We start from the raw sequence: 20,556 nt of genomic DNA on the forward strand, positions 1-20,556 counted from the left end.
TCTAACTCAGCTTTTCTAACTCAACAAGGCGCGCTTCCAGCACTTCAAGTTTAGCTCGATATTTAGATAACATGGCTTCTTGAACCTCAAACTCTTCACGTGTTACGAGATCCATTTTTGTTAGCGTGTTACGGGCAACTTCATGCAGCTGAGCATGAATCTCTTCCTTGGGTAATTTGCCAAGTGATTCTGCAGCTTGCTCTAAGCCTGTTCCTAGTTGTTTTATAAATTGCTCAATCATAATTAAATTTCCGAATAAAAGGGTGGCATACGGTCTGCCATGATTTGCATAGTATAGTTACCTGCAAAAGGGTCGTACAAGGCGCCTTCCATTCTTTTTGGCAATAGTTTTTCTTTCAACATACGAACAGCTGTCGCCCATGATCTAATCACGCCTCTTTTTTGTGCGCATTTTTTGTACAAGCATTTTCAAGATGAAGAGCCCTACTTAGCTATATTTCTCAGATGAGATATGCAGCGTAATTTTTTAAAGCGGAAACAAAAAGATAAAGCTTCTTATGCCCTGATCAACTTTTAGATATACGTCACGCGCACACAAACCGCACAATAAATGCTCTATTTTGATGCGAACGCACCATCAAAGAACACATCTCACACATCACCTTTATTCCATTTGTAAGACAAATCCATATATTTCGGCTAAAACGGGCTTGCACTATATATGCACAAAGCTGGCATAAATATTGAATAAGTACCTTCGGAATGCACAATACACATTTAAACTGACTTTTGAAGGAGACAGTGGGTATGAAGCTTATTACAGCCATCATCAAGCCATTTAAACTAGATGATGTTCGAGAAGCACTTTCTGAAATCGGCGTTCAAGGTATCACCGTTACAGAAGTAAAAGGCTTCGGACGTCAAAAAGGCCACACAGAACTATACCGTGGCGCAGAATACGTAGTTGATTTTTTACCTAAAGTAAAAATCGAACTAGCTATTGCTGACGATGTTGTTGATCAAGTCGTTGAAGCAATTTCTGGTGCTGCTAACACAGGCAAAATCGGCGACGGTAAAATCTTTATCGTTAACCTTGAGCAAGCGGTTCGTATTCGTACCGGTGAAACTGGTGTAGAAGCAGTTTAATCCTGCTCGAATATTAAAAGCCTTTAGGGGGGCGAAACATGCAAGATCAAATTTTTCACTTACAATACGCTATGGACACCTTTTACTTTTTGGTGTGTGGCGCTCTAGTTATGTGGATGGCAGCAGGATTTGCCATGTTAGAAGCGGGTCTAGTACGCGCTAAAAACACAACTGAAATTCTTACTAAGAACGTAGCCTTGTTTGCTATCTCTTGTATCATGTACCTAGTTTGCGGTTACTCTATCATGTACGGTGGTGAGTGGTTCCTTTCTGGTATTCAAGACGTTGATGTAGACGCTACTTTGTCTGACTTCGCTGGTCGTGAAGGCGGATTCGAAGGTGGTTCTATCTACTCTGGCGCTTCTGACTTCTTCTTCCAAGTAGTATTCGTTGCAACTGCAATGTCTATCGTATCTGGTGCGGTTGCTGAGCGTATGAAGCTTTGGGCTTTCCTAGCATTCGCAGTTGTTATGACTGGTTTCATTTACCCAATGGAAGGTAACTGGACTTGGGGTGGCGGTTCTGTATTCGGTATGTTCAGCCTTGGTGACCTAGGTTTCTCTGACTTCGCAGGTTCTGGTATCGTTCACATGGCAGGTGCTGCAGCAGCATTGGCTGGTGTAATCGTATTGGGCGCTCGTAAAGGCAAATACGGTCCTAACGGTGAAGTTCGCGCGATTCCTGGCGCAAACCTACCTCTTGCTACTTTGGGTACATTCATCCTTTGGTTAGGTTGGTTCGGCTTTAACGGCGGTTCTGTACTTAAACTTGGTGATATCTCAAATGCAAACGCAGTTGCTATGGTGTTCCTAAACACTAACGCTGCGGCAGCTGGTGGCGCAATTGGTGCACTAGTTCTTGCTCGTATCCTATTCGGTAAAGCTGATTTGACTATGCTTCTAAACGGCGCTCTAGCTGGTTTGGTTGCTATCACTGCTGAGCCTTCAACTCCTTCTGCACTAGGTGCGACACTAATCGGTGTTGTAGGTGGTCTGATTGTTGTTGTTTCTATCTTGACTCTAGACAAGCTTAAGCTTGACGATCCAGTGGGCGCGATCTCTGTTCACGGTGTTGTTGGTCTTTGGGGTCTATTAGCTGTTCCTCTAACAAACGATGGTGCTACTTTCGGCGGTCAAATCGCTGGTGCACTTACTATCTTCGTTTGGGTATTCGTATCAAGCCTTGTTGTTTGGTTAGCTATCAAAGCTATCATGGGCGTACGTGTTACTGAAGAAGAAGAGTTTGAAGGTGTTGACCTTTCTGAATGTGGTATGGAAGCGTACCCAGAATTCAAAAAGTAAGACCTTTTTAAATTCGATAGTAACTTAATATTACTATCACTAAAGAGACCCTCGCTTCGGCGGGGGTTTTCTTTTTCTGGCAGAAACATTTTCTTCAAACCTTTCAATAGCGGTATCATGTTAGCTATGGAACACGCCATCTAGGAATAATGCTTTAGAGGACATCATGTTAGAAGACTTACATTTAAAGATTCGTAATATTAAGAAGAGCGACTACGAGCAGGTCAGAATTTTAATGGACAAGGTCTATCATGATATTGGCGGCGCTTGGCCTCAACACACATTAGACAAACTCATTAAAGATTTCCCTGAAGGGCAAATTTGCCTTGAGGATCACGGCAATATCGTTGGTATTGCACTCTCTGTACAGGTCAATTACCAAAGGTTCAGTAACCCTCATACCTATGAAGACTTACTAGATCAAAAAGAAAACATCTTAAATGATCATAAAGGTGATGCCATGTATGGTCTCGATGTTCTTATTGCACCGGAATATCGTGGTTACCGCTTAGGTCGACGCCTCTATGAAGCCCGCAAAGAGCTATGTAGACAACATAACTTCCGCGCCATTTTGGCTGGCGGGCGTATCCCCAATTACCACGAACACGCGAAAGAACTATCACCTGCAGAATATTTAGAGTCTGTCCGAGAAAAGAAGATTTACGACCCAATTTTATCCTTCCAACTTTCCAATGATTTTCAGGTAACTCGGCTGCTAAAAAGTTACCTTCCAGAAGATGAAAAGTCGCGAGGCTACGCCACACTACTTGAGTGGAAAAATATCTTTTTTGAGCCTGAAACAACTGTTATCCAATCCCGTAAGACACAAGTTCGTATTGGTGCTGTGCAGTGGCAAATGCGTGAAGTTGAAAGTGCAGATGAATTGCTAAAACAGGTGGAGTACTTTATTGATGCCGTATCCAACTACAAAAGTGACTTCGCTGTTTTCCCTGAATTTTTCAATGCGCCACTTATCGGTTTAAGCCCTGACCAAAGCAACCAAACTGAAGCAATTCGCTTTCTAGCCAGCTTTACAGAGCGCTTTAAAAACGAAATTTCTCAGCTTGCTGTCAGCTATAACATCAATGTCATCACAGGCTCTATGCCAATCATCGAAGATGATACTGTCTACAACATTAGTTACCTATGTCGCCGTGATGGCACAGTAGAAGAGCAGAAGAAGATCCATATCACACCACACGAGCGTCGAGACTGGATCATTGAAGGTGGTAACGACCTTAGAGTATTCAATACAGATGCTGGCCGTATTGGCATACTGATCTGCTATGACGTTGAGTTCCCTGAGTTGGGCCGACTACTAGCAGAACAAGATATGGATATTCTATTTGTACCCTTCTGGACAGACACCAAAAATGGCTACTTGCGAGTTCGTAACTGTGCTCAGGCCAGAGCGATAGAGAACGAGTGTTATGTCGTGATTTGCGGAAGTTGCGGTAATCTACCTCAGGTGGAAAATCTCGATATCCAGTATTCTCAAAGCTCGGTATTCTCGCCGTCTGATTTCTCTTATCCACACGATGCTGTCATGGCCGAGACCACACCAAACACAGAGATGATTATGTTCTCCGATCTCGACCTTGATAAACTTACCTTCACACGCAGTGAAGGCTCTGTGAATAACTTAAAAGATCGACGTCTTGACCTATATTCAGTGAACTGGACGAAGTAACGTTAATAAGCAAAAGGACTATCCTTTTTAACCCGCAGAATTAAGAGTGTTTTCATGGCTAAAGCAAAAACCGCTTTTGTATGTAATGAATGTGGCGCGGAGTACGCCAAATGGCAGGGGCAATGCCAAGCCTGTAAAGAGTGGAATTCACTATCTGAGATACGCTTAACATCAGGTAAAACATCCGCGCGAGTAGCTGCCAGCCAAGACCCAAGATTACAGGGCTATGCTGGTGCCACCACAGGCATTCAGAACTTATCAGAGATTGACCTGAACGATGTCCCTCGTTTTAGTTCAGGGGCAAAAGAGTTTGACCGTGTACTCGGTGGCGGCTTAGTGCCCGGTGGTGTGGTGTTGATTGGTGGGCACCCGGGTGCAGGTAAAAGTACCTTGTTGCTACAAACTATGTGCTGGTTAGCCCAGCAACAAAGCGCGCTCTATGTCACTGGGGAAGAGTCCTTACAGCAAGTGGCTATGCGTGCTCAGCGTTTAGGTCTACCAACGCAGAATTTGAAAATGCTGTCGGAAACCAATGTTGAAGCAATATTAAACACAGCGCAGCAGCTTAAACCAAAAGTTATTGTTATCGACTCTATTCAAGTCATGCATTTAGACGGCATCGAGTCTGCTCCCGGTAGTGTGTCACAAGTCCGTGAAAGTGCCGCCGTTCTGACCCGTTTCGCTAAGCAAACTCAAACCGCTTTTTTGCTAGTCGGCCATGTTACTAAAGACGGTTCTCTCGCAGGACCAAAAGTGCTCGAACACATGGTTGATTGTTCTGTACTTCTAGAAGGCTCAGAGGATTCTCGCTTCCGTACATTACGGGGCATGAAAAACCGCTTTGGCGCCGTTAATGAGCTAGGCGTGTTTGCCATGCTCGAGAACGGTCTTAAAGAAGTCACTAACCCTAGCTCTATTTTCCTAAATAGAAGTAATCAACCTGCTGCAGGTAGCTTAGTAATGGTTGTCTGGGAAGGCACTCGCCCGCTTCTCGTCGAACTTCAAGCGCTTGTTGATGACTCCGCCCTTAGCAACCCAAGGCGTGTTACCGTCGGTTTTGATCATAATAGGTTGGCCATGCTTCTCGCGGTACTTCATAAACATGGAGGCCTTCACACCGCCGATCAAGATGTGTATTTGAATGTGGTTGGTGGAGTAAAAGTACTCGAAACTAGTGCTGACCTTGCGGCTATTGCAGCTGTCGTATCGAGTTTTCGAGACCAAGTACTTCCCCATGATCTTGTGGTACTAGGGGAAGTAGGTCTATCTGGTGAAATTCGCCCTGTACCATCGGGCCAAGAACGGATCAGTGAAGCGGCTAAACATGGTTTTGTACGTGCTGTTGTGCCAAAAGCCAACTGCCCTAAAAAGCCAATTAAAGGCATGACCGTAATTGGGGTTGATCGCTTATCTGAGGCATTAGAAGCAATTTTCGAGCACTAATGTGAGTCTTCGTTGAGATGATGCATGAGCCCGAACAAATCAATCATGGGCTCATCTTCCATACCATAAGGTAATGCTTTCTTTGAATCTGCCTCTAAACGCTCTTGCCGTGCTTTTAATAACCGAGCACGGCGCTGCTTACAGAGGTCTAAGATATGGTGACGGGACTCATTGGAAAGTGAAAACCAGTGAAAGCGCTCATCTCGGCTGCGCAAACAACCTTTGCAAAAGCCTTTCGCACTATTCTCGCAGATTCCTCGGCAGGGGCTTTCTATGGTGAATAGCTCTATTTGCTCCATCTTCCCCCCTATTTTTAATGCGTGGCTAGCTTGAAGTCATAAACTTCTTCTGGTGATAAAAAGTACACCCTTTCGGCAGGTGCCGCCGCTAGGGAGAACCAATAAAAGCGATCCGATACCCCCATTTCTAAGTAAAAGTTCACATAGGCACCGTGCACTGGGTCTGTATCCGCTATGTTATCAATTTTAATTTGCGTGCCGTCCGTCCAAGCGTGAATCCCAACCCCTGCACCTGCGCCAATACGTCTTTCTACACCACCTAAAAACAAGTCCACACCACCCGATAACACATACCCTGTAGTAGCAATACGGGTATTCAACCCCAGACGGCGAATCAAACGCGCTCCATCGATCACCGCTTGTTGGTTAGTCGCTCCGGGCACATTTACCAATACTAATTCGGTGATATTTGGGTTCTCTCGCACCAAAGCACTTAACTGCTCAACCAAGCCATCGCCTAATACACCTGAAAGATAAGCTGTGTTTTCATTAACTTCAAAGATAAGCTCATTACTTACCTCTTCTTGAGGCGCTGAAGTTGCACATGCTGACAGCAACACAGCGGCAGCACATAACAAAAGCCAGTTAGATAATGAGTGATTCCATTTCACGAAGCCCATAGCGTCTCCGAACTGATTAAAACGGTTTATAAAGCATCATATTAGGACAAAAAAACACCAATGCCTATCCATTGAACCAATACTCGAAATTTACTTTCAATAAGTGAAGAATGAACTAAAAAACATCTTCCTGAGTAAGTATTTTTTATAAATCGTCAATTTTTTTCAGAAGATATTACAGAAAAAGAATATCTTTAATATATATTTAAAAATTCATATCCGACCGCAAGAGATATAAAATTATTTCATCTAATCAAATTTTCATGGAGAACAAAATGAACCGCCTAATGCACCTACCAATGTTAGCCGGCATTACGATCGCGACTATTATCTCTGGTTGTTCGCCGAGCGATGATGAAATAGTTGTTGAAAAAGAAATCATCCGCCCAGTAAAACTTATTACGATTGAAGCCAGTGATGTGATAAATATTCGCCGTTTCCCTGCAGAATTAAAGGCCAGCGAAGAAGCCGACTTAGCATTTCGTGTTGGTGGTCAATTAGCAAAAATTTATGTCACACCAGGTCAGCGTGTAAAAAAAGGCGAGCTATTAGCAGAGTTAGACCCTACGGACTTCCAACTGAGTGTCGAGCTAGCAAAAGCTAGCCAAAAACTTAACTCGGCTCAGTTTGAGCGTATTCAGACTATGCATAAACAAAAAGCAGCAACCTTGTCTCAATACGATACCGCCAAAGCCAACTTAGATCAGTCGAACAATGCTTTGGAACAAGCGCAAAACCAACTCAAGTACAGCAAAGTCTATGCTCCTTTTAGTGGTGTAATTTCATCAGTCGCGACAGAAAATTTTCAATATGTTGGTGCTACTCAACCACTTATGCACATACAAAATATCGATCAACTAGAAGTAGAGTTTCAAATACCAGAAAATTTGATCGTGAATATTCGCTCAAGTGCATCCGATTACAGAGCGCCTGTTTCTATTGATGTAGCACCAGAAGACTTGCTCTACGGCACCTACAAAGAGCACCACACCACAGCAGACCCAAACACCCAAGCCTACAAGGTTATGCTAAGTTTGGTACGTGAAAACAATTCGAGCCATACCCTGTTACCCGGCATGACTGCCAATGTGGACATAGACTTGAACCAACTGACTCGTACTGAGCAACATTTTGTTGTCCCAACCAGTGCTGTAATGCGCTATGAAGATACGTCTACGGGAGAATCAAAAAGTGTGGTGTGGGTCTATGACGAAACATCTGGTTCCGTTGCAACTCGAGAAGTTAGCTTAGGTGGATTAGAGGGTAACCACATTGAAATCCTTACTGGCCTTAGTGTTGGCGATAAAGTGGTTGCTGCTGGCGTGCACAGCCTCACAGAGTCAATGAAAGTGCGCCCTTGGACACGTGAGCGAGGCTTATAATGGATATCGCAGCTTATTTCATAAAACGCAAAGTAACCAGCTGGATGGTAACGCTTATCTTATTGATTGGCGGTGTCATAGCTTTTACTAATCTAGGTCAACTCGAAGACCCTGAATTTACAATAAAAGACTCATTAGTAATTACTTACTACCCAGGAGCATCACCTGAGCAAGTAGAAGAGGAAGTCACCTACCCTATTGAGCTGGAACTACAAAATCTTCCTTATGTGGATAAAATCACCTCCACCTCTAAAGCTGGTTACTCCAAAATTCAGCTAACCATCAAAGACACTTACCGTGCTCAAGAGCTGAAACAAATTTGGGACGAAGTGCGTAAGAAGATTCGTGATCTTTCTGGATCATTCCCATCTGGCGTTGGCTCCCCCTATGTTTTAGATGACTTCGGTGATGTGTATGGGGTTATGCTTGCCATCAACGGCGAGGGTTACCCTTATAAAGACTTGGAAACCTATGTGGACTTGGTGAAGCGTGAATTAGTCCTAGTTGATGGTATTGCAAAAGTCACCGTGGCAGCGGAACAAAGTGAGCAAATCACCATTGAAATTTCCCGTGCGCGGCTCGCTAATATGGGAATTAGCCCTAACCAGCTATCTTCTCTATTATCAAATCAAAACTCGGTCTCGAATGCAGGGCGCGTAAAGGTGGGTAGCGAATACATTCGTATTAGTCCTACAGGTGAGTTCCAAGACATATCCGAGTTAGAGAACTTAATTGTTGGTACACCGATTGAAGGCAATTTAATTCGCTTAAAAGACGTTGCGACGATCAAACGTGAGTATGCTGAGCCGAACTCTCATCTAGTCAATTTCAACGGTGCTCAGTCGCTACTTTTAGGGATTTCTTTCTCGAAGGGCGTCAATGTTGTCAAAGTAGGAAAAGTTTTAGAGCAGCGCATCGAAGAACTTCAATACCAGCAGCCCATTGGTATGAATATGGAGCCTATCTACTTCCAATCTAAAGAAGTAGATCGATCTGTATCGGACTTTATCCTCAACTTAGCCGCAGCTGTGGCCATAGTAATTCTTGTACTCTTGGTATTCATGGGCGTTCGCTCAGGTATTTTGATCGGCCTTATTTTGTTATTGACGATTCTGGGTACTTTCATCGTCATGGATTACTTCAAAATCAATCTGCAACGCATTTCTTTAGGAGGGTTAATTATAGCCTTAGGAATGTTGGTGGATAATGCGATCGTCGTTACCGAAGGTGTGCTGATTGGCATGCAAAGAGGTATGAGCAAACTACAGGCAGCCAGTGCGGTAGTGAAACAAACAAAGTGGCCTTTATTAGGCGCTACCGTTATTGCGATTACGGCTTTTGCACCAATAGGCTTGTCTCCAGACTCAGTTGGCGAGTTTGTTGGCTCACTTTTCCAAGTGCTCTTAATTTCCTTACTGCTTAGTTGGTTAACTGCTATCACCTTAACGCCTTTTTTCTGTGATTTGTTCTTCAAAGAGACAGTAACCACAGAAAAAAATGAAGACCTTAATGACCCTTATAAAGGCTTCATATTTAGCGGTTACAAATGGTTATTAGATAAAGCGATGCACTATAGATGGATGACAGTCATCTTGTTACTAGCTGCACTGGTGACATCAGGCTGGGCTTTCCAGTTTGTGAAACAAGCTTTCTTCCCGCCATCGACAACACCTATGTTTTACATGGATGTTCAAATGCCGGAAGGTACTCACATTGATGAAACCTATAAAAAAGTAACCTCTATAGAAGAAAACTTATTAAATGATGAACGCATAGAGTTTGTCACCTCTTCCACTGGGCAAGGCACTTTGCGCTTTATGCTGACTTATAATGCGGTACAAGCCAATTCAAGCTATGCCCAATTCATTATTCGCACCAAAGACAAGGAGTCGATACCCAGCCTCATGGAAGACCTGTATTACAAAATGCAGGAACAATACCCAGAGCTTGAACTGAAGCTACAACGCTTACAGCTTGGGCCAGCGACTGGCTCAAAAATTGAAGCTAGGATTAGTGGTCCAGACCCTAAACAGCTACGTCAGTTTAGCGCTCAGATTCAAGAGATTTATCATGCTGATGGCGGTTTAGAAAGCATCAAGGACAACTGGCGTCAGCCAGTTAAAACATTACGCCCTATCTTTAACGATGCCCAAGCTCGCCGCTTAGGTATCAGTAAAGCTGAGCTTGACGATGTACTGCTCACTAACTTCACAGGCTCACAGATCGGCTTATATCGCGAAGGTACGGACCTTTTACCAATCGTTCAAAAGGCTCCGGAAAACGAGCGAGTGTCTATAGATCAAATTCGTGATTTGCAGGTATACAGCCCTTCTTCTGGCTCATATGTCACTTTATCGACCTTGGTTACTGGCTTTGAAACCGTCTGGGAAGACCCTATTATTGAACGCCGCGATCGTAAGCGTACTATTACAGTGATGGCGGACCCTAAAATTCTTGGGGACGAAACGGCTATGGCTGTATTCTCTCGTGTTCGAGGTCCTATTGAAGCTATAGAATTACCTCCCGGCTATAGTTTAGAGTGGGGGGGAGAATATGAAAGTAGTACAGATGCTCAAGCTAATATATTTAGTGCCTTGCCAATGGGCTATCTATTTATGTTCATCATCACCATCTTGCTGTTCAATTCGGTTCGAGTGCCATTAACTATCTGGTTCTGTGTACCACTTGCGCTGATCGGTGTGTCCACTGGCCTATTAGTGATGAACTCAGCTTTCAGCTTCATGGCACTGCTTGGCTTCTTGAGCTTATCGGGTATGACGGTAAAAAATGGGATTGTTTTGGCCGACCAGATCAACTACGAGCTTGAACAAGGCACCGAAAAATACGAGGCTATTTTCAAATCTGCCGTCAGTCGAGTACGGCCTGTTTGCATGGCGGCTATTACCACCATCCTTGGTATGATTCCGTTATTGTTTGACGCCTTCTTTGAGGGCATGGCCGTGGTGATTTCGTTCGGATTAGGGTTCGCGACGATACTAACCCTTATTGCCGTTCCTGTATTTTATGCCTTGGTCTTCCGCGTAAAATATCGTTCCCATAAAACATTTAATGAATAATGATAGGAGTAGCCATAGCCTCATACGGTTATGGCTCTTATCTACTTGAGGTATCTAGATTGCATTTAGACGACATTCTAAAGTTAGACATCAAATTGCTTGTGGCTTTTTCCACTATTATGGAGGAGGGCAGTGTTTCTCGTGCCGCCGATAAATTAAATGTGACTCAACCCGCACTGAGCAAGAGCTTACAAAGACTGAGAGATTTATTTAAAGACTCTCTATTCACCCGGCAAGCCTACGGTTTAACCCCCACCGCAAGAGCCTCTGAGTTACACGATCAAATAAAACCAATACTACACTCACTATCGGATTTGATGAGCCCAGACTCCTTGGACCTCGCCAATTTAAGCCGCCGTTTTAAGTTGCGAGTAGATGAGGGTGATTTAGAAAACTTACCCTTTACTAGCTACTCTGAGCAATGACGCTCCGAATATTCAACTATCCTTAACCGCATGGGGTGATTCACAGTTTGAAGAAATGCTGGCAGGAAAAGTCGATTTAGGCATTAAAAGAGTCAATGACACACCAAATAATATCCGCAGTAAACTGATTGGCTACACCGAAGCTTGTATTGTATTAGGAGAAGCTCACCCGCTGCATCATCAAGATGAAATTATGCTGAAAGATTTACTTGCTCATAAGCTTGTCACTCATCATATGGAAGCCAACCGTCAACATAGCACCTTCGCTAAAACAGAGCAGAAATTAAAACAGCAAGGCTTTCACATTAGAGCTGACTTAGAAACGGACAGCTTAATGGTTGCCATGCAAGCCGTTAACAACGGTATGGCTTTAGTTGCATCTCGCTCGATTGGTGAGCTTTTTTTAAAAGTAAAATGTGAGGAGAGCATTTCACCCGTAAAGCTGCTGCCCATTCCTAAAGAAGTGTTAGATCTAGATGATTACAATGGCCGACATCCCATCCATATATTCTGGCATGAACGCTTTAATAACGACCTTGCCCACCGCTGGCTAAGAGAGAAAATTATCGCTTTCATGAGAGAGTCCCCTTGGATGCACTCCCCCAAGTAGAGTTGGGGGCGAAAAGCGGTAAGGGTAGGGAGTGTGCTCTTTAAAAAGAAAGAGCACATAGGAAATTGATAGAACTAAGTCTTTTCTCGAGTTTCTCGCTTCCATTCAAAGCGAGGGATGGTTTCACCATTAATTTCAACCGACTCTTTAAACATGTTTAAAGGGCGAGCCCACCAGCCAAATTCACCATATAAAGCTTGGTATATCACTAGGCTTTCTTCTGTCTCGCTGTGTTGTACAACACGCTCAACCCAATACTCTGCACCTTTATAGTGTTGGTATACTCCACTTTTCATATCTGTACCTTTTCTTATTCTTAATCATTGAACTAAGCGTATAAGAACAAAAAAGGGCAAATATCTAAATTCGCCCTCTTAATAACTCAATACACCTTAGAAATAACTCTATGACTCTCGTAGCCACTCACAGCATTTACTGCCTAAGGATTAATAATTATCCACATAATCAAAAGAGTGACTTTCGACCACAGAACCGTCGGCAACAATGTCTACCGTCCACTTACCATCGAAGCCCGGTAGTAAGCGCTTACTAGACCATACTCGCCAGCGATTACCACCTATATCAAATGCAATTTCGGCCTGTATATTACCATCCAGTTTCCAACGATGGACAACCTGAGAACCAGCAAAATCACGAAGGTCAGTAAAAAAATACACCCTTTGAATTTCACCGTATTTTACATTCACAATCGGGCCAATCTCTTCTAATGGCTCTCGATCTATAACATCCGTTGCAAATTGAGCACGTGCCACTGTGCCTTGCGCCCACGCAGGTGTTATTGCCGTCAAGGTTAAAAAACCGATAAAGAGAACTCGGATTAATGCTTGCCACATACTGATGATCCTTTTGAGTCTTTGGGTTTTAAAGTCTGAGCTACGCTTGTATCCAATCAATATTTGCTTATGTCTATGTCTAATCAATAAATGAGATTAATTATTAGCGAGTTAATACAGCGCGCTCATTATATTGAACTAATAACGTTAGTCTAATATGTCCATAAAAAAAATGAGAGATTCGTAAAATTCACGAAAATCTCTCATTTTCTAAAAAGTAACACCCGCAAAGTAGGATAAAATTTATTTCTCGTGGCGATCTGCCAAAGGGGTGGAGAAAGTATATTCCATGTCCCATGGGAAGCGGATCCAAGTGTCTTGGCTCACTTCAGTAATAAAGGTGTCGACTAGAGGCTTACCTGCTGGTTTAGCGTAAATCGTAGCAAAATGAGCTTTGGGCAACATTTCCCTAACTTTAGCGGCAGTTCGACCCGTATCTACAAGGTCATCCACTAAAATAAAGCCTTCCCCATCACCTTCCACGCCTTTTAATACATTCAAGTCGCCTTGTGCCATAGCCCCTTGACCTGCTTCGCCTTCTTTATAGCTGACGACACAAATGGTATCGATAAGACGTATGTCCATTTCTCGGCAAAGTATCGCAGCTGGCACTAACCCTCCTCGGGTAATGGCAATAATACCCTTCCAAGGGCCTTGTTCTAATAAACGCCAAGATAAAGCGCGAGCATTTCTATGCAACTCTTCCCAAGATACTGGAAAGTCTTTTGAATAAGGGACCATGAATGCTCCTAAGCTCCGTAGTAAAAATATAAAGTGAATTAATTCTTAAAGAGTGGATTTTAACGACATAGGTAGGCCAGCTGCAACTAAAGTTACCCGATTGGTCAAATTTGCTAACTTTTGGTTCAATAAACCTGCTTCATCAGCAAAACGTCGCGCCAATGAATTCATCGGCATGATTCCTAAGCCAACTTCACTGGAGACTAGAACTAAATCTCCTTTAAAATGAGAAACAACTTCAAGCAAAGCTGTTTTCTCTATTTCTAAACGAGCTTCATCTTCTAAGCAAAGTAGGTTTGTCAGCCATAAGGTAAGACACTCCACTATTACGGCTTGTTGTGGGTCATTGAGTGAATTCAACACCCTAGCCAGCTCAAGAGGTTCTTCAATCACATTCCAATCTGCTGGGCGACTCTCTTGATGCAGCTTTACACGATTGGCCATTTCTTCATCAAAAATTTGCGAGGTGGCAATATAGCTCACGTTTTTTCCTGACGCAGCTACCTCTTGCTGAGCAAAAGCGCTTTTTCCGCTACGCACGCCACCTAAAACCAAATGTTTCATGCTAAATCTCGCCCTCCTGCACCTTTTAACAGCCTTATCAGAGCTTTATCCAATGACTCCATTTCATGCATGGCTGGCAAAGCGACTCGAATCCAGTCTGTGCCTAAACGCACATGCACTCCCACCAAATGCAACATATCAAACACTTGTGCTGCATAATCAGCACTTTCTAGCTGCCAAGTGATAAAGAGGTCATTGATAACGTTCTCTTGGGAATCAAAAATGGTATTGAGCTTGGGCATAACACGCTCTTCAAAGAAAACCCTTCTCTTTTGTAAAGACACTAACGCTGACTCTTGCCATCCTTTATCTTCTAAGGCGAGAGAAACCATATGCAAGCTTGGTGTAGATACCGGCCAAGGTCCCATTAAGTTTTGTAGGCTGCTCTGCCATTTATCGGCGCAAAAAACAAAGCCAACCCGAGCGCCCGCTAGGCCAAAAAACTTGCCCACAGATCGTAGTACGAAAACCTGCTCAGGCCACTTTCCTACAACCTTTGACTCTTCACTAAGCGTAGGTATGAGACTTCTCTCAGCACAGGAATCAATAAAGGCCTCATCGACGACGAGAAAGCGCTTGTGCTCCTGAACTAGCTTAAGAAGCTTCTGCAAAGTCTTGTCTGACGCCCAACGCCCTGTAGGGTTATTCGGTTGGATAAGCACAGCAACCGCCCAGTCTGCATCTAGTAAGTCTTCCAGCACATCATAATAAGCTAACTCATAACCCCACTTCTGCCAGACATAAGCGTGTTCTTGATAACCAATACGAGGCACAAAAACTCGCCCAGATGACAAAATCGAGTTTGCTAAACATAATGGCAAGGCCTCAATAATTTGTTGGGTTCCAGCACCAATAGCTGTCGGTCGCTCTCCGTAGTAAGTTTGAGCTGATAAAAAAAGGGCTTCTTGATCAGGCAGCTCCATCCAGTATTCAGAAGATATAGGTGGAACCGGCCAAGGTTCTCGGTTACAAGCAGAAGAAAGGTCTAACCAATTTAAAGCAGAGTCGCCTACTTCCCTTTGCCAATGGGCAAGGTCACCGCCATGTTTAGGTGGTGTTAATTCTAAAAGCGGTGAAACTATACGAGCAGACATATGGCAAGCCCCCATAAGTATACACTTTTATCCACCAGCACTATGGCTTCATTCAGGTGCTTAGGTAAGGGCTTTTCACCTTCCCCTAATATAGGGCGAGTTTCCATTTGACCGAAGTAAGGCGCCTCGCCACCCAGTTCAATCCCAAGAGCTCCTGCCCCTGCCGCCATAACAGGCCCTGCGTTTGGACTCTTCCAGCGAGCGGATGGTTGTTTGGCGCTACGAACAGCACTGTGCCAATGACCACAAGCAGCATAGCTATAAATAACCAAACGAGCAGGTAAATAATTCAATACGTCATCGAAACGAGCTGAAAACCAGCCAAAATGTAAAAACTCGTCTGTTTTATAGCCCCACATGGCATCTAATGTATTTGCCAGTCGATATAACAGTGCACCGGGTACTCCCAGTAACACAAACCAAAAAATCGGTGCAAAAATGGCGTCACTGCCATTCTCTAATATCGATTCAATACCTGCTTTAGCGATATTCGATTCATCTAGCTCATGTGTATCTCGGCTCACGATATGACTTACAGCCGTTCGTACTTCTTCTAATTGCTCATTAGAAACAGGCGCGTTGGATAACGGCGTAAAGATAGCTAGACCATGCTCTCGAAGGCTTTGCCAGCCTATGGTGAAATACAAGACAAGAACCGAAAGCGCATGCCCCAACCAACTAGGTAACAGCCAAAAAAGAATTAGTAATAGGAACACCCAAGGCACTACGGCCATAAGCCAAGCGATCACACCTGCCGTTTTCTGTTGACGGGCATCGTATTCCAAAGGAAGCTGCATACGTTGTCGACACCAATCTACCCAGCTGCCGAACCAAATCAGTGGATGCCAGTTTTTTGGCTCCCCTAAAATTCGATCAAGCAATAAAGCGACTAATAAAATAAGGGCGGTGCTGGAAAAATAAGAAAATAAGCTCTCAAAAATAGCAGTGATCATAGTTATCCGTCATTTTTTCACTTAACAAGACAATGAGGTAAGGTAGAATTCTATCACCTTATTGATAAAGAACGTGATGAACCTGAATGCCAGCTTTTAGTTTAATGATACAAGGCACCACATCCGATGCGGGAAAGAGCACACTTGCCACCGCTTTGTGTCGACTATTCGCACGACGGGGCATAGCCGTTGCACCTTTCAAGCCTCAAAACATGGCACTCAATAGCGCAGTCACAAAAGAAGGCGATGAAATTGGTCGAGCACAAGCCGTGCAAGCCTATGCTGCAGGGTTAGAACCAAACGTTCACATGAACCCTATCCTCTTAAAACCCAACACAGACACAGGGGCACAAGTGATCATTCAAGGCCAAGCGGTTGGCAATATGAATGCAGTGGGCTATCACGAGTACAAAAGTATTGCTAAAACAGCAGCACTCGACTCTTATACTCAGCTTGCCGAACAATATGAAGCGATTGTCATTGAAGGGGCTGGCAGCCCAGCGGAAATAAACCTTCGTGCAAAAGACATTGCTAATATGGGCTTTGCTGAAAGCATCGACTGCCCTGTCATTATCATTGCGGATATCGATAAAGGCGGCGTCTTCGCACACCTTGTAGGTACGCTAGAGCTGCTCAGTCAAAGTGAGCAAGACAGAGTCATTGGTTTTGTCATTAATCGTTTCCGAGGTGACATAAGCTTGCTGCAATCTGGACTGGATTGGCTAGAGCAACGTACAGGAAAACCTGTGCTTGGTGTACTTCCTTACCTGACAGGTTTTCATCTCGAGTCAGAAGACGCTGTGACTAAAAGCCCCATCAAAGAGAGCACAAACTCTAAACTGCAAATCGTCATTCCTATTATGCCTCGCACCAGTAACCACACGGACTGGGATGCGCTGAGATTACACCCCGATGTGCAAGTTTTATTAGTTGGCGCAAACGAACCGATTCCACCAGCCGATTTAGTTATTTTACCCGGCAGTAAAAGCGTACAAAGTGACCTCTCTTTTTTACGGGGGCAGGGCTGGGAAAGCTACCTTAACAAACATCTAAGGTATGGTGGCAAAGTCATGGGAATTTGTGGCGGCTTCCAAATGCTGGGACAAACTCTTTTGGACCCATTAGGACTAGAAAACAAACAAGCCAACACCAACTCGGCTGGCTTTGGTTTAATTCCTATGGAAACCGAGCTAAAGGATCAAAAGCAACTAAAGCAACGTTGTGGGACATTAAACTTTGGCGATCAGGCTAAGCTCACTGGCTACGAAATTCACTCTGGCGCATCCCTCTTTTCGGAACAACACACAGCTTTCGCAACATTAGAGAGCGGTGAAAAAGAAGGTTATATCTCCGAAGACAAGCAGATAATAGGCACCTACTTACACGGCATATTCGATCACCCAGAAGCTCTACAGATGTTGTTAAACTGGGCTGGCGCAGAAGACGCCAGCCCATTTGATTATGATAAATACCGAGAAAGTGAAATAGATCGCCTTGCCGACAGCACAGAACAAGCAATGGATATAAATCAGCTCATTTCTCGATGCAAAACCTTCAATGCATCCTAAAAATCAAACCACACCTGATGTGAGATCAACTTGCTTGCCTTCATAGCGACGCAGTAGAAAGCGGAAACGCAAGATCAGTATGGTAGAGAGCAAGCATAACCCAGCACCTAGACCGATATAGAAACCTCGTAGAGTCAATGCTTCAGCCCATGGGCTATAATGAGACAGCCAGAAGCCTAATGGCATGCTTAGACCAAACAGAGATATAGCAAATGCCATCATAGAGGTTCTAGTGTCTCTAAAGCCTCTTAATGTACCCGTAAAAACGGTTTGCAGCATATCAGGGTACTGATACCAAGAAGATATGAGTAATATGCTCGCAGCAATGGCGACAACGTCGGCGTTATTACTAAATAGATATGGGATTTGTTGATAAAAGCTTTGCGTCAGTACAAAACATAATGTCACGTAAAAAAGCCCCAGCAATACAATTACTCGAACTCTTTTTTTCACTCCTGCCACCCCTTCTTTTGACATGGCTTTGGCGACAACAATGGCAGCAACCGCACTCATGGCCATCAAAGGCGTAAACAAAAAGGCCGTATAAGACATTACGATCTGACCACCACCTAATGCTAAATCTCCAAAGGCGGAAATAAGCCAAGTCATGGAGGAAAATAAACCTACTTCAAAAGCAAACGCAAAACCTGCTGGAGCCCCCACATTTAGCAAAATGCCGAACTTTTTCCCATAGCGCCATATAAAGCGAGTGAACAAAGGTTTCTTATTAAGAAACCTGTCATACACGACAAACATCAAAACTGCCAAATACAGTGACAACAAAGAAGCTATTGCAGCGCCATCGGCACCCATAGGAGAGAATCCAAAATGCCCAAAGATAAGAACATAGTTAAAAATTACATTCAGCGTCAGGCCAGTACTGGCAACAAATAATGGGAAGCCGGGTCTACCTGCAGCTTCGAATAAGTTTTTGTAAGACGTCATTAAAGCCAGCATAGGCAAGGCAGGGGCAAAGATAGATAAGTAGCTTACCGTTACTCGTCTAGTCTCTTCTTCTGTTGCCATCATGCTAGCGAAATGAGGTAGCAAGAAGAAAACAAGCAAGCTTGCCAGTATTCCAAGCATAAGCGATGCCCCAACCGCTTGGGACATATATAAGTTCACCAGTTTTGACTGTCGGCCATGTAAATGGCGCGTTACCAAAGGGGTAATCCCAAAAGTGACACCAATTAAAAAACAACCGATAGGCAGCCAAAGGCTAGAGGCTAAACCAACGGCGGCTAAATGTAATGGGCTGTAATGTCCAAGCATAATGGTGTCTACAACACTAATAGACAGCTCCAGTGTCATGGTCAAAACCATTGGGAAAAGCAGGTGCAATACCTCTTTTAAAACAGGGAAACGCTTAGACAAGGACACACCTCATGTTGGGGAATTTACACATCACTAAATTGTGAACAGCAGCTATCTGGTATTAGCAGCTGGGTCTTCAGATGAGAGACGTGGGTAATTTAACACCTCACTCCTCATATTGCAGTGGCTAAAAAGAAAACAGCTCTTAATTCATTGTATTTATTTAGGAAAGTAACGAAAATAGCGGCTTATTTTCATGTCTAGGATGACAGATTAAAATGACAGTTCTGATTACTCTCGGCCCTTTGTTAGCAGCACTACTTTTCGGCTTTTGGATTAACATCAAAATATTTACGCCCTCACGTGTTGCCAAAGGGTTAGAGAGCCTTGTGTACCTTATTCTAGGTTTAATCGGCTTTAGCCTTGGGGCACTAGAGAATCTCTCAGAAAAACTGATAGTGGCAGGTTATCAAGCGATTGTACTTCTCGCCTTAATTAGTTTTTTTAACCTATCAGGCCTTTATCTAAGTGGCCTACGTTTCAAAGCGACACATACATCAAATAGCCCCAAGCAAGAATCTAGTCATAATCTGGCACAGGTTTTTATTGAGGCAGCCAAGACATTATCTTGGGTTATTGCTGGTGTTGTAATAGGGATTTTCTTCGGAGATACATTCACTGAAGTAGACGCCACAGTCACTTATTTACTCTACTTTTTACTTTTCTTAATTGGATGCCAGCTAAGACAGGGAAATTATCGATTACGTAAGCTGTTCTTAAACCCTCAGGGAGTCATTATTGCCCTAGTTGCAATAACGACCACATTAACTGCAGGGCTTATAGGCTGCTCCATTCTAGAACTTGAGTGGAATCATGGGTTAGCCGTCGTTTCTGGATTCGGCTGGTATAGTTTATCGGGTATTCTTATCACTGGTTTAGGTGACCCAATATTAGGCACTACCGCTTTCCTACTTGACCTAGGCCGTGAAATCCTCATTTTAATGCTGATTCCCTTTCTTTCTAGAATCAGTAGCCACATATCTGTCGGCTTTTCTGGTGCGACCGCAATGGATTTTACTTTACCTATGTTAGGTAAGTTTCACGGCGCGGATATTGTCCCTATCTGCATTTCAAGTGGCTTAATAATGAGTCTCTTAGTCCCTATTCTCATCCCTTTGTTCCTAGGTTTTTCTCATTAGCGTCAGCAATATGTAAACTCGAAAAGACCTTTGTAAATAGCGTAATGCTTTTGTAAAAGCCGTTGTCGAGCCATAACACAACGCAGTAATCTTCCTCCATGCGTTGTGCTTTGTGGAACCTATTTATCTTTTGGAAATCAAACAAAGTGTGCAGGTGAAGGGGTCGCTTTGGTTATTACTCTCACATAATATTGGTAATGGACACCAAGCTTATGTTAGAAAAGATACCGACAGATCTGGTTTCGCAAGGCACAAGGCATATATCCTTGCTTTTTCATTAATGTGCCCCATATATTTTTTATCCAGAACAGAATA

The 20,556-nt window shown here is 43.6% G+C and carries 21 protein-coding genes; 10 read left to right on the forward strand and 11 right to left on the reverse strand.

Annotation, left to right across the window (positions count from 1 at the left end; translation table 11 throughout):
- Position 1: 1 nt before the first annotated feature.
- Complete coding sequence (locus OFY17_RS03125) at positions 2-241, reverse strand: accessory factor UbiK family protein (protein WP_263529243.1); 240 nt, start codon at positions 239-241, stop codon at positions 2-4.
- A 2-nt stretch (positions 242-243) separates the two neighbouring features.
- On the reverse strand, positions 244-393 hold the full coding sequence (locus OFY17_RS03130; protein WP_263529244.1) for a hypothetical protein: 150 nt from the start codon (positions 391-393) through the stop codon (positions 244-246).
- Positions 394-768: 375 nt separating this feature from the next.
- Between OFY17_RS03130 and glnK the strand changes: the two genes are divergently transcribed.
- From glnK to radA, 4 genes are all read left to right on the forward strand, one after another.
- The gene (gene glnK / locus OFY17_RS03135) at positions 769-1,107 is read left to right on the forward strand and encodes a P-II family nitrogen regulator (protein WP_263529245.1); all 339 of its coding nucleotides are present in this window, start codon (positions 769-771) and stop codon (positions 1,105-1,107) included.
- 38 nt (positions 1,108-1,145) lie between these two features.
- Positions 1,146-2,408, forward strand: a complete 1,263-nt coding sequence (locus OFY17_RS03140) for an ammonium transporter (protein ID WP_263529246.1) — start codon at positions 1,146-1,148, stop codon at positions 2,406-2,408.
- Positions 2,409-2,574: 166 nt separating this feature from the next.
- Positions 2,575-4,098: a GNAT family N-acetyltransferase gene (locus OFY17_RS03145; protein WP_407659343.1), complete on the forward strand. Its 1,524-nt coding sequence runs from the start codon at positions 2,575-2,577 to the stop codon at positions 4,096-4,098.
- A 54-nt stretch (positions 4,099-4,152) separates the two neighbouring features.
- The gene (gene radA / locus OFY17_RS03150) at positions 4,153-5,541 is read left to right on the forward strand and encodes a DNA repair protein RadA (protein ID WP_263529247.1); all 1,389 of its coding nucleotides are present in this window, start codon (positions 4,153-4,155) and stop codon (positions 5,539-5,541) included.
- Here the strand turns inward: radA and OFY17_RS03155 are convergent.
- On the reverse strand, positions 5,538-5,840 hold the full coding sequence (locus OFY17_RS03155; protein ID WP_263529248.1) for a DUF1289 domain-containing protein: 303 nt from the start codon (positions 5,838-5,840) through the stop codon (positions 5,538-5,540). The genes radA and OFY17_RS03155 overlap by 4 nt on opposite strands.
- 14 nt (positions 5,841-5,854) lie before the next feature.
- On the reverse strand, positions 5,855-6,460 hold the full coding sequence (locus tag OFY17_RS03160; protein WP_263529249.1) for a COG3904 family protein: 606 nt from the start codon (positions 6,458-6,460) through the stop codon (positions 5,855-5,857).
- 275 nt (positions 6,461-6,735) lie between these two features.
- Between OFY17_RS03160 and OFY17_RS03165 the strand changes: the two genes are divergently transcribed.
- Genes OFY17_RS03165 through OFY17_RS03180 form a run of 4 tightly spaced genes read left to right on the forward strand, consistent with a single transcriptional unit; the run spans position 6,736 to position 11,954 of the window.
- A complete protein-coding gene (locus OFY17_RS03165) occupies positions 6,736-7,842 on the forward strand; it encodes an efflux RND transporter periplasmic adaptor subunit (protein ID WP_263529250.1) in 1,107 nt (368 codons plus the stop codon).
- On the forward strand, positions 7,842-10,919 hold the full coding sequence (locus OFY17_RS03170; RefSeq protein ID WP_263529251.1) for an efflux RND transporter permease subunit: 3,078 nt from the start codon (positions 7,842-7,844) through the stop codon (positions 10,917-10,919). The genes OFY17_RS03165 and OFY17_RS03170 overlap by 1 nt, the downstream gene beginning before the upstream one ends.
- 59 nt (positions 10,920-10,978) lie before the next feature.
- Positions 10,979-11,344, forward strand: coding sequence for a LysR family transcriptional regulator (locus tag OFY17_RS03175; protein ID WP_263529252.1), 366 nt, complete (start codon positions 10,979-10,981; stop codon positions 11,342-11,344).
- A 10-nt stretch (positions 11,345-11,354) separates the two neighbouring features.
- Positions 11,355-11,954, forward strand: coding sequence for a LysR substrate-binding domain-containing protein (locus tag OFY17_RS03180; protein WP_263529517.1), 600 nt, complete (start codon positions 11,355-11,357; stop codon positions 11,952-11,954).
- A gap of 74 nt (positions 11,955-12,028) precedes the next feature.
- Here the strand turns inward: OFY17_RS03180 and OFY17_RS03185 are convergent, their stop codons facing one another.
- The 6 genes from OFY17_RS03185 to cbiB form a co-directional block, all read right to left on the reverse strand.
- Positions 12,029-12,250: a DUF1653 domain-containing protein gene (locus OFY17_RS03185; RefSeq protein ID WP_263529253.1), complete on the reverse strand. Its 222-nt coding sequence runs from the start codon at positions 12,248-12,250 to the stop codon at positions 12,029-12,031.
- A gap of 150 nt (positions 12,251-12,400) precedes the next feature.
- Positions 12,401-12,808: a DUF2914 domain-containing protein gene (locus OFY17_RS03190; RefSeq protein ID WP_263529254.1), complete on the reverse strand. Its 408-nt coding sequence runs from the start codon at positions 12,806-12,808 to the stop codon at positions 12,401-12,403.
- A 243-nt stretch (positions 12,809-13,051) separates the two neighbouring features.
- A complete protein-coding gene (gene gpt / locus OFY17_RS03195) occupies positions 13,052-13,549 on the reverse strand; it encodes a xanthine phosphoribosyltransferase (RefSeq protein WP_263529255.1) in 498 nt (165 codons plus the stop codon).
- 45 nt (positions 13,550-13,594) lie between these two features.
- Positions 13,595-14,113, reverse strand: coding sequence for a bifunctional adenosylcobinamide kinase/adenosylcobinamide-phosphate guanylyltransferase (cobU, locus tag OFY17_RS03200; protein WP_263529256.1), 519 nt, complete (start codon positions 14,111-14,113; stop codon positions 13,595-13,597).
- The gene (locus OFY17_RS03205) at positions 14,110-15,207 is read right to left on the reverse strand and encodes an aminotransferase class I/II-fold pyridoxal phosphate-dependent enzyme (protein WP_263529257.1); all 1,098 of its coding nucleotides are present in this window, start codon (positions 15,205-15,207) and stop codon (positions 14,110-14,112) included. The genes cobU and OFY17_RS03205 overlap by 4 nt, the downstream gene beginning before the upstream one ends.
- Complete coding sequence (cbiB, locus tag OFY17_RS03210) at positions 15,192-16,160, reverse strand: adenosylcobinamide-phosphate synthase CbiB (protein WP_263529258.1); 969 nt, start codon at positions 16,158-16,160, stop codon at positions 15,192-15,194. The genes OFY17_RS03205 and cbiB overlap by 16 nt, the downstream gene beginning before the upstream one ends.
- Positions 16,161-16,246: 86 nt before the next feature.
- Between cbiB and OFY17_RS03215 the strand changes: the two genes are divergently transcribed.
- On the forward strand, positions 16,247-17,728 hold the full coding sequence (locus OFY17_RS03215) for a cobyric acid synthase (protein WP_263529259.1): 1,482 nt from the start codon (positions 16,247-16,249) through the stop codon (positions 17,726-17,728).
- Positions 17,729-17,731: 3 nt separating this feature from the next.
- On the opposite strand, the gene OFY17_RS03220 is transcribed toward OFY17_RS03215, so the two are convergent.
- Positions 17,732-19,102 carry an MATE family efflux transporter gene (locus OFY17_RS03220; protein WP_407659345.1) on the reverse strand — a complete coding sequence of 457 codons (1,371 nt, stop codon included), beginning with the start codon at positions 19,100-19,102 and terminating at the stop codon, positions 17,732-17,734.
- A gap of 218 nt (positions 19,103-19,320) precedes the next feature.
- Between OFY17_RS03220 and OFY17_RS03225 the strand changes: the two genes are divergently transcribed.
- Positions 19,321-20,241: a lysine exporter LysO family protein gene (locus OFY17_RS03225; RefSeq protein WP_263529261.1), complete on the forward strand. Its 921-nt coding sequence runs from the start codon at positions 19,321-19,323 to the stop codon at positions 20,239-20,241.
- Positions 20,242-20,556: the final 315 nt, after the last annotated feature.

Source organism: Marinomonas sargassi, from assembly GCF_025716875.1.
Lineage (GTDB): Bacteria > Pseudomonadota > Gammaproteobacteria > Pseudomonadales > Marinomonadaceae > Marinomonas > Marinomonas sargassi.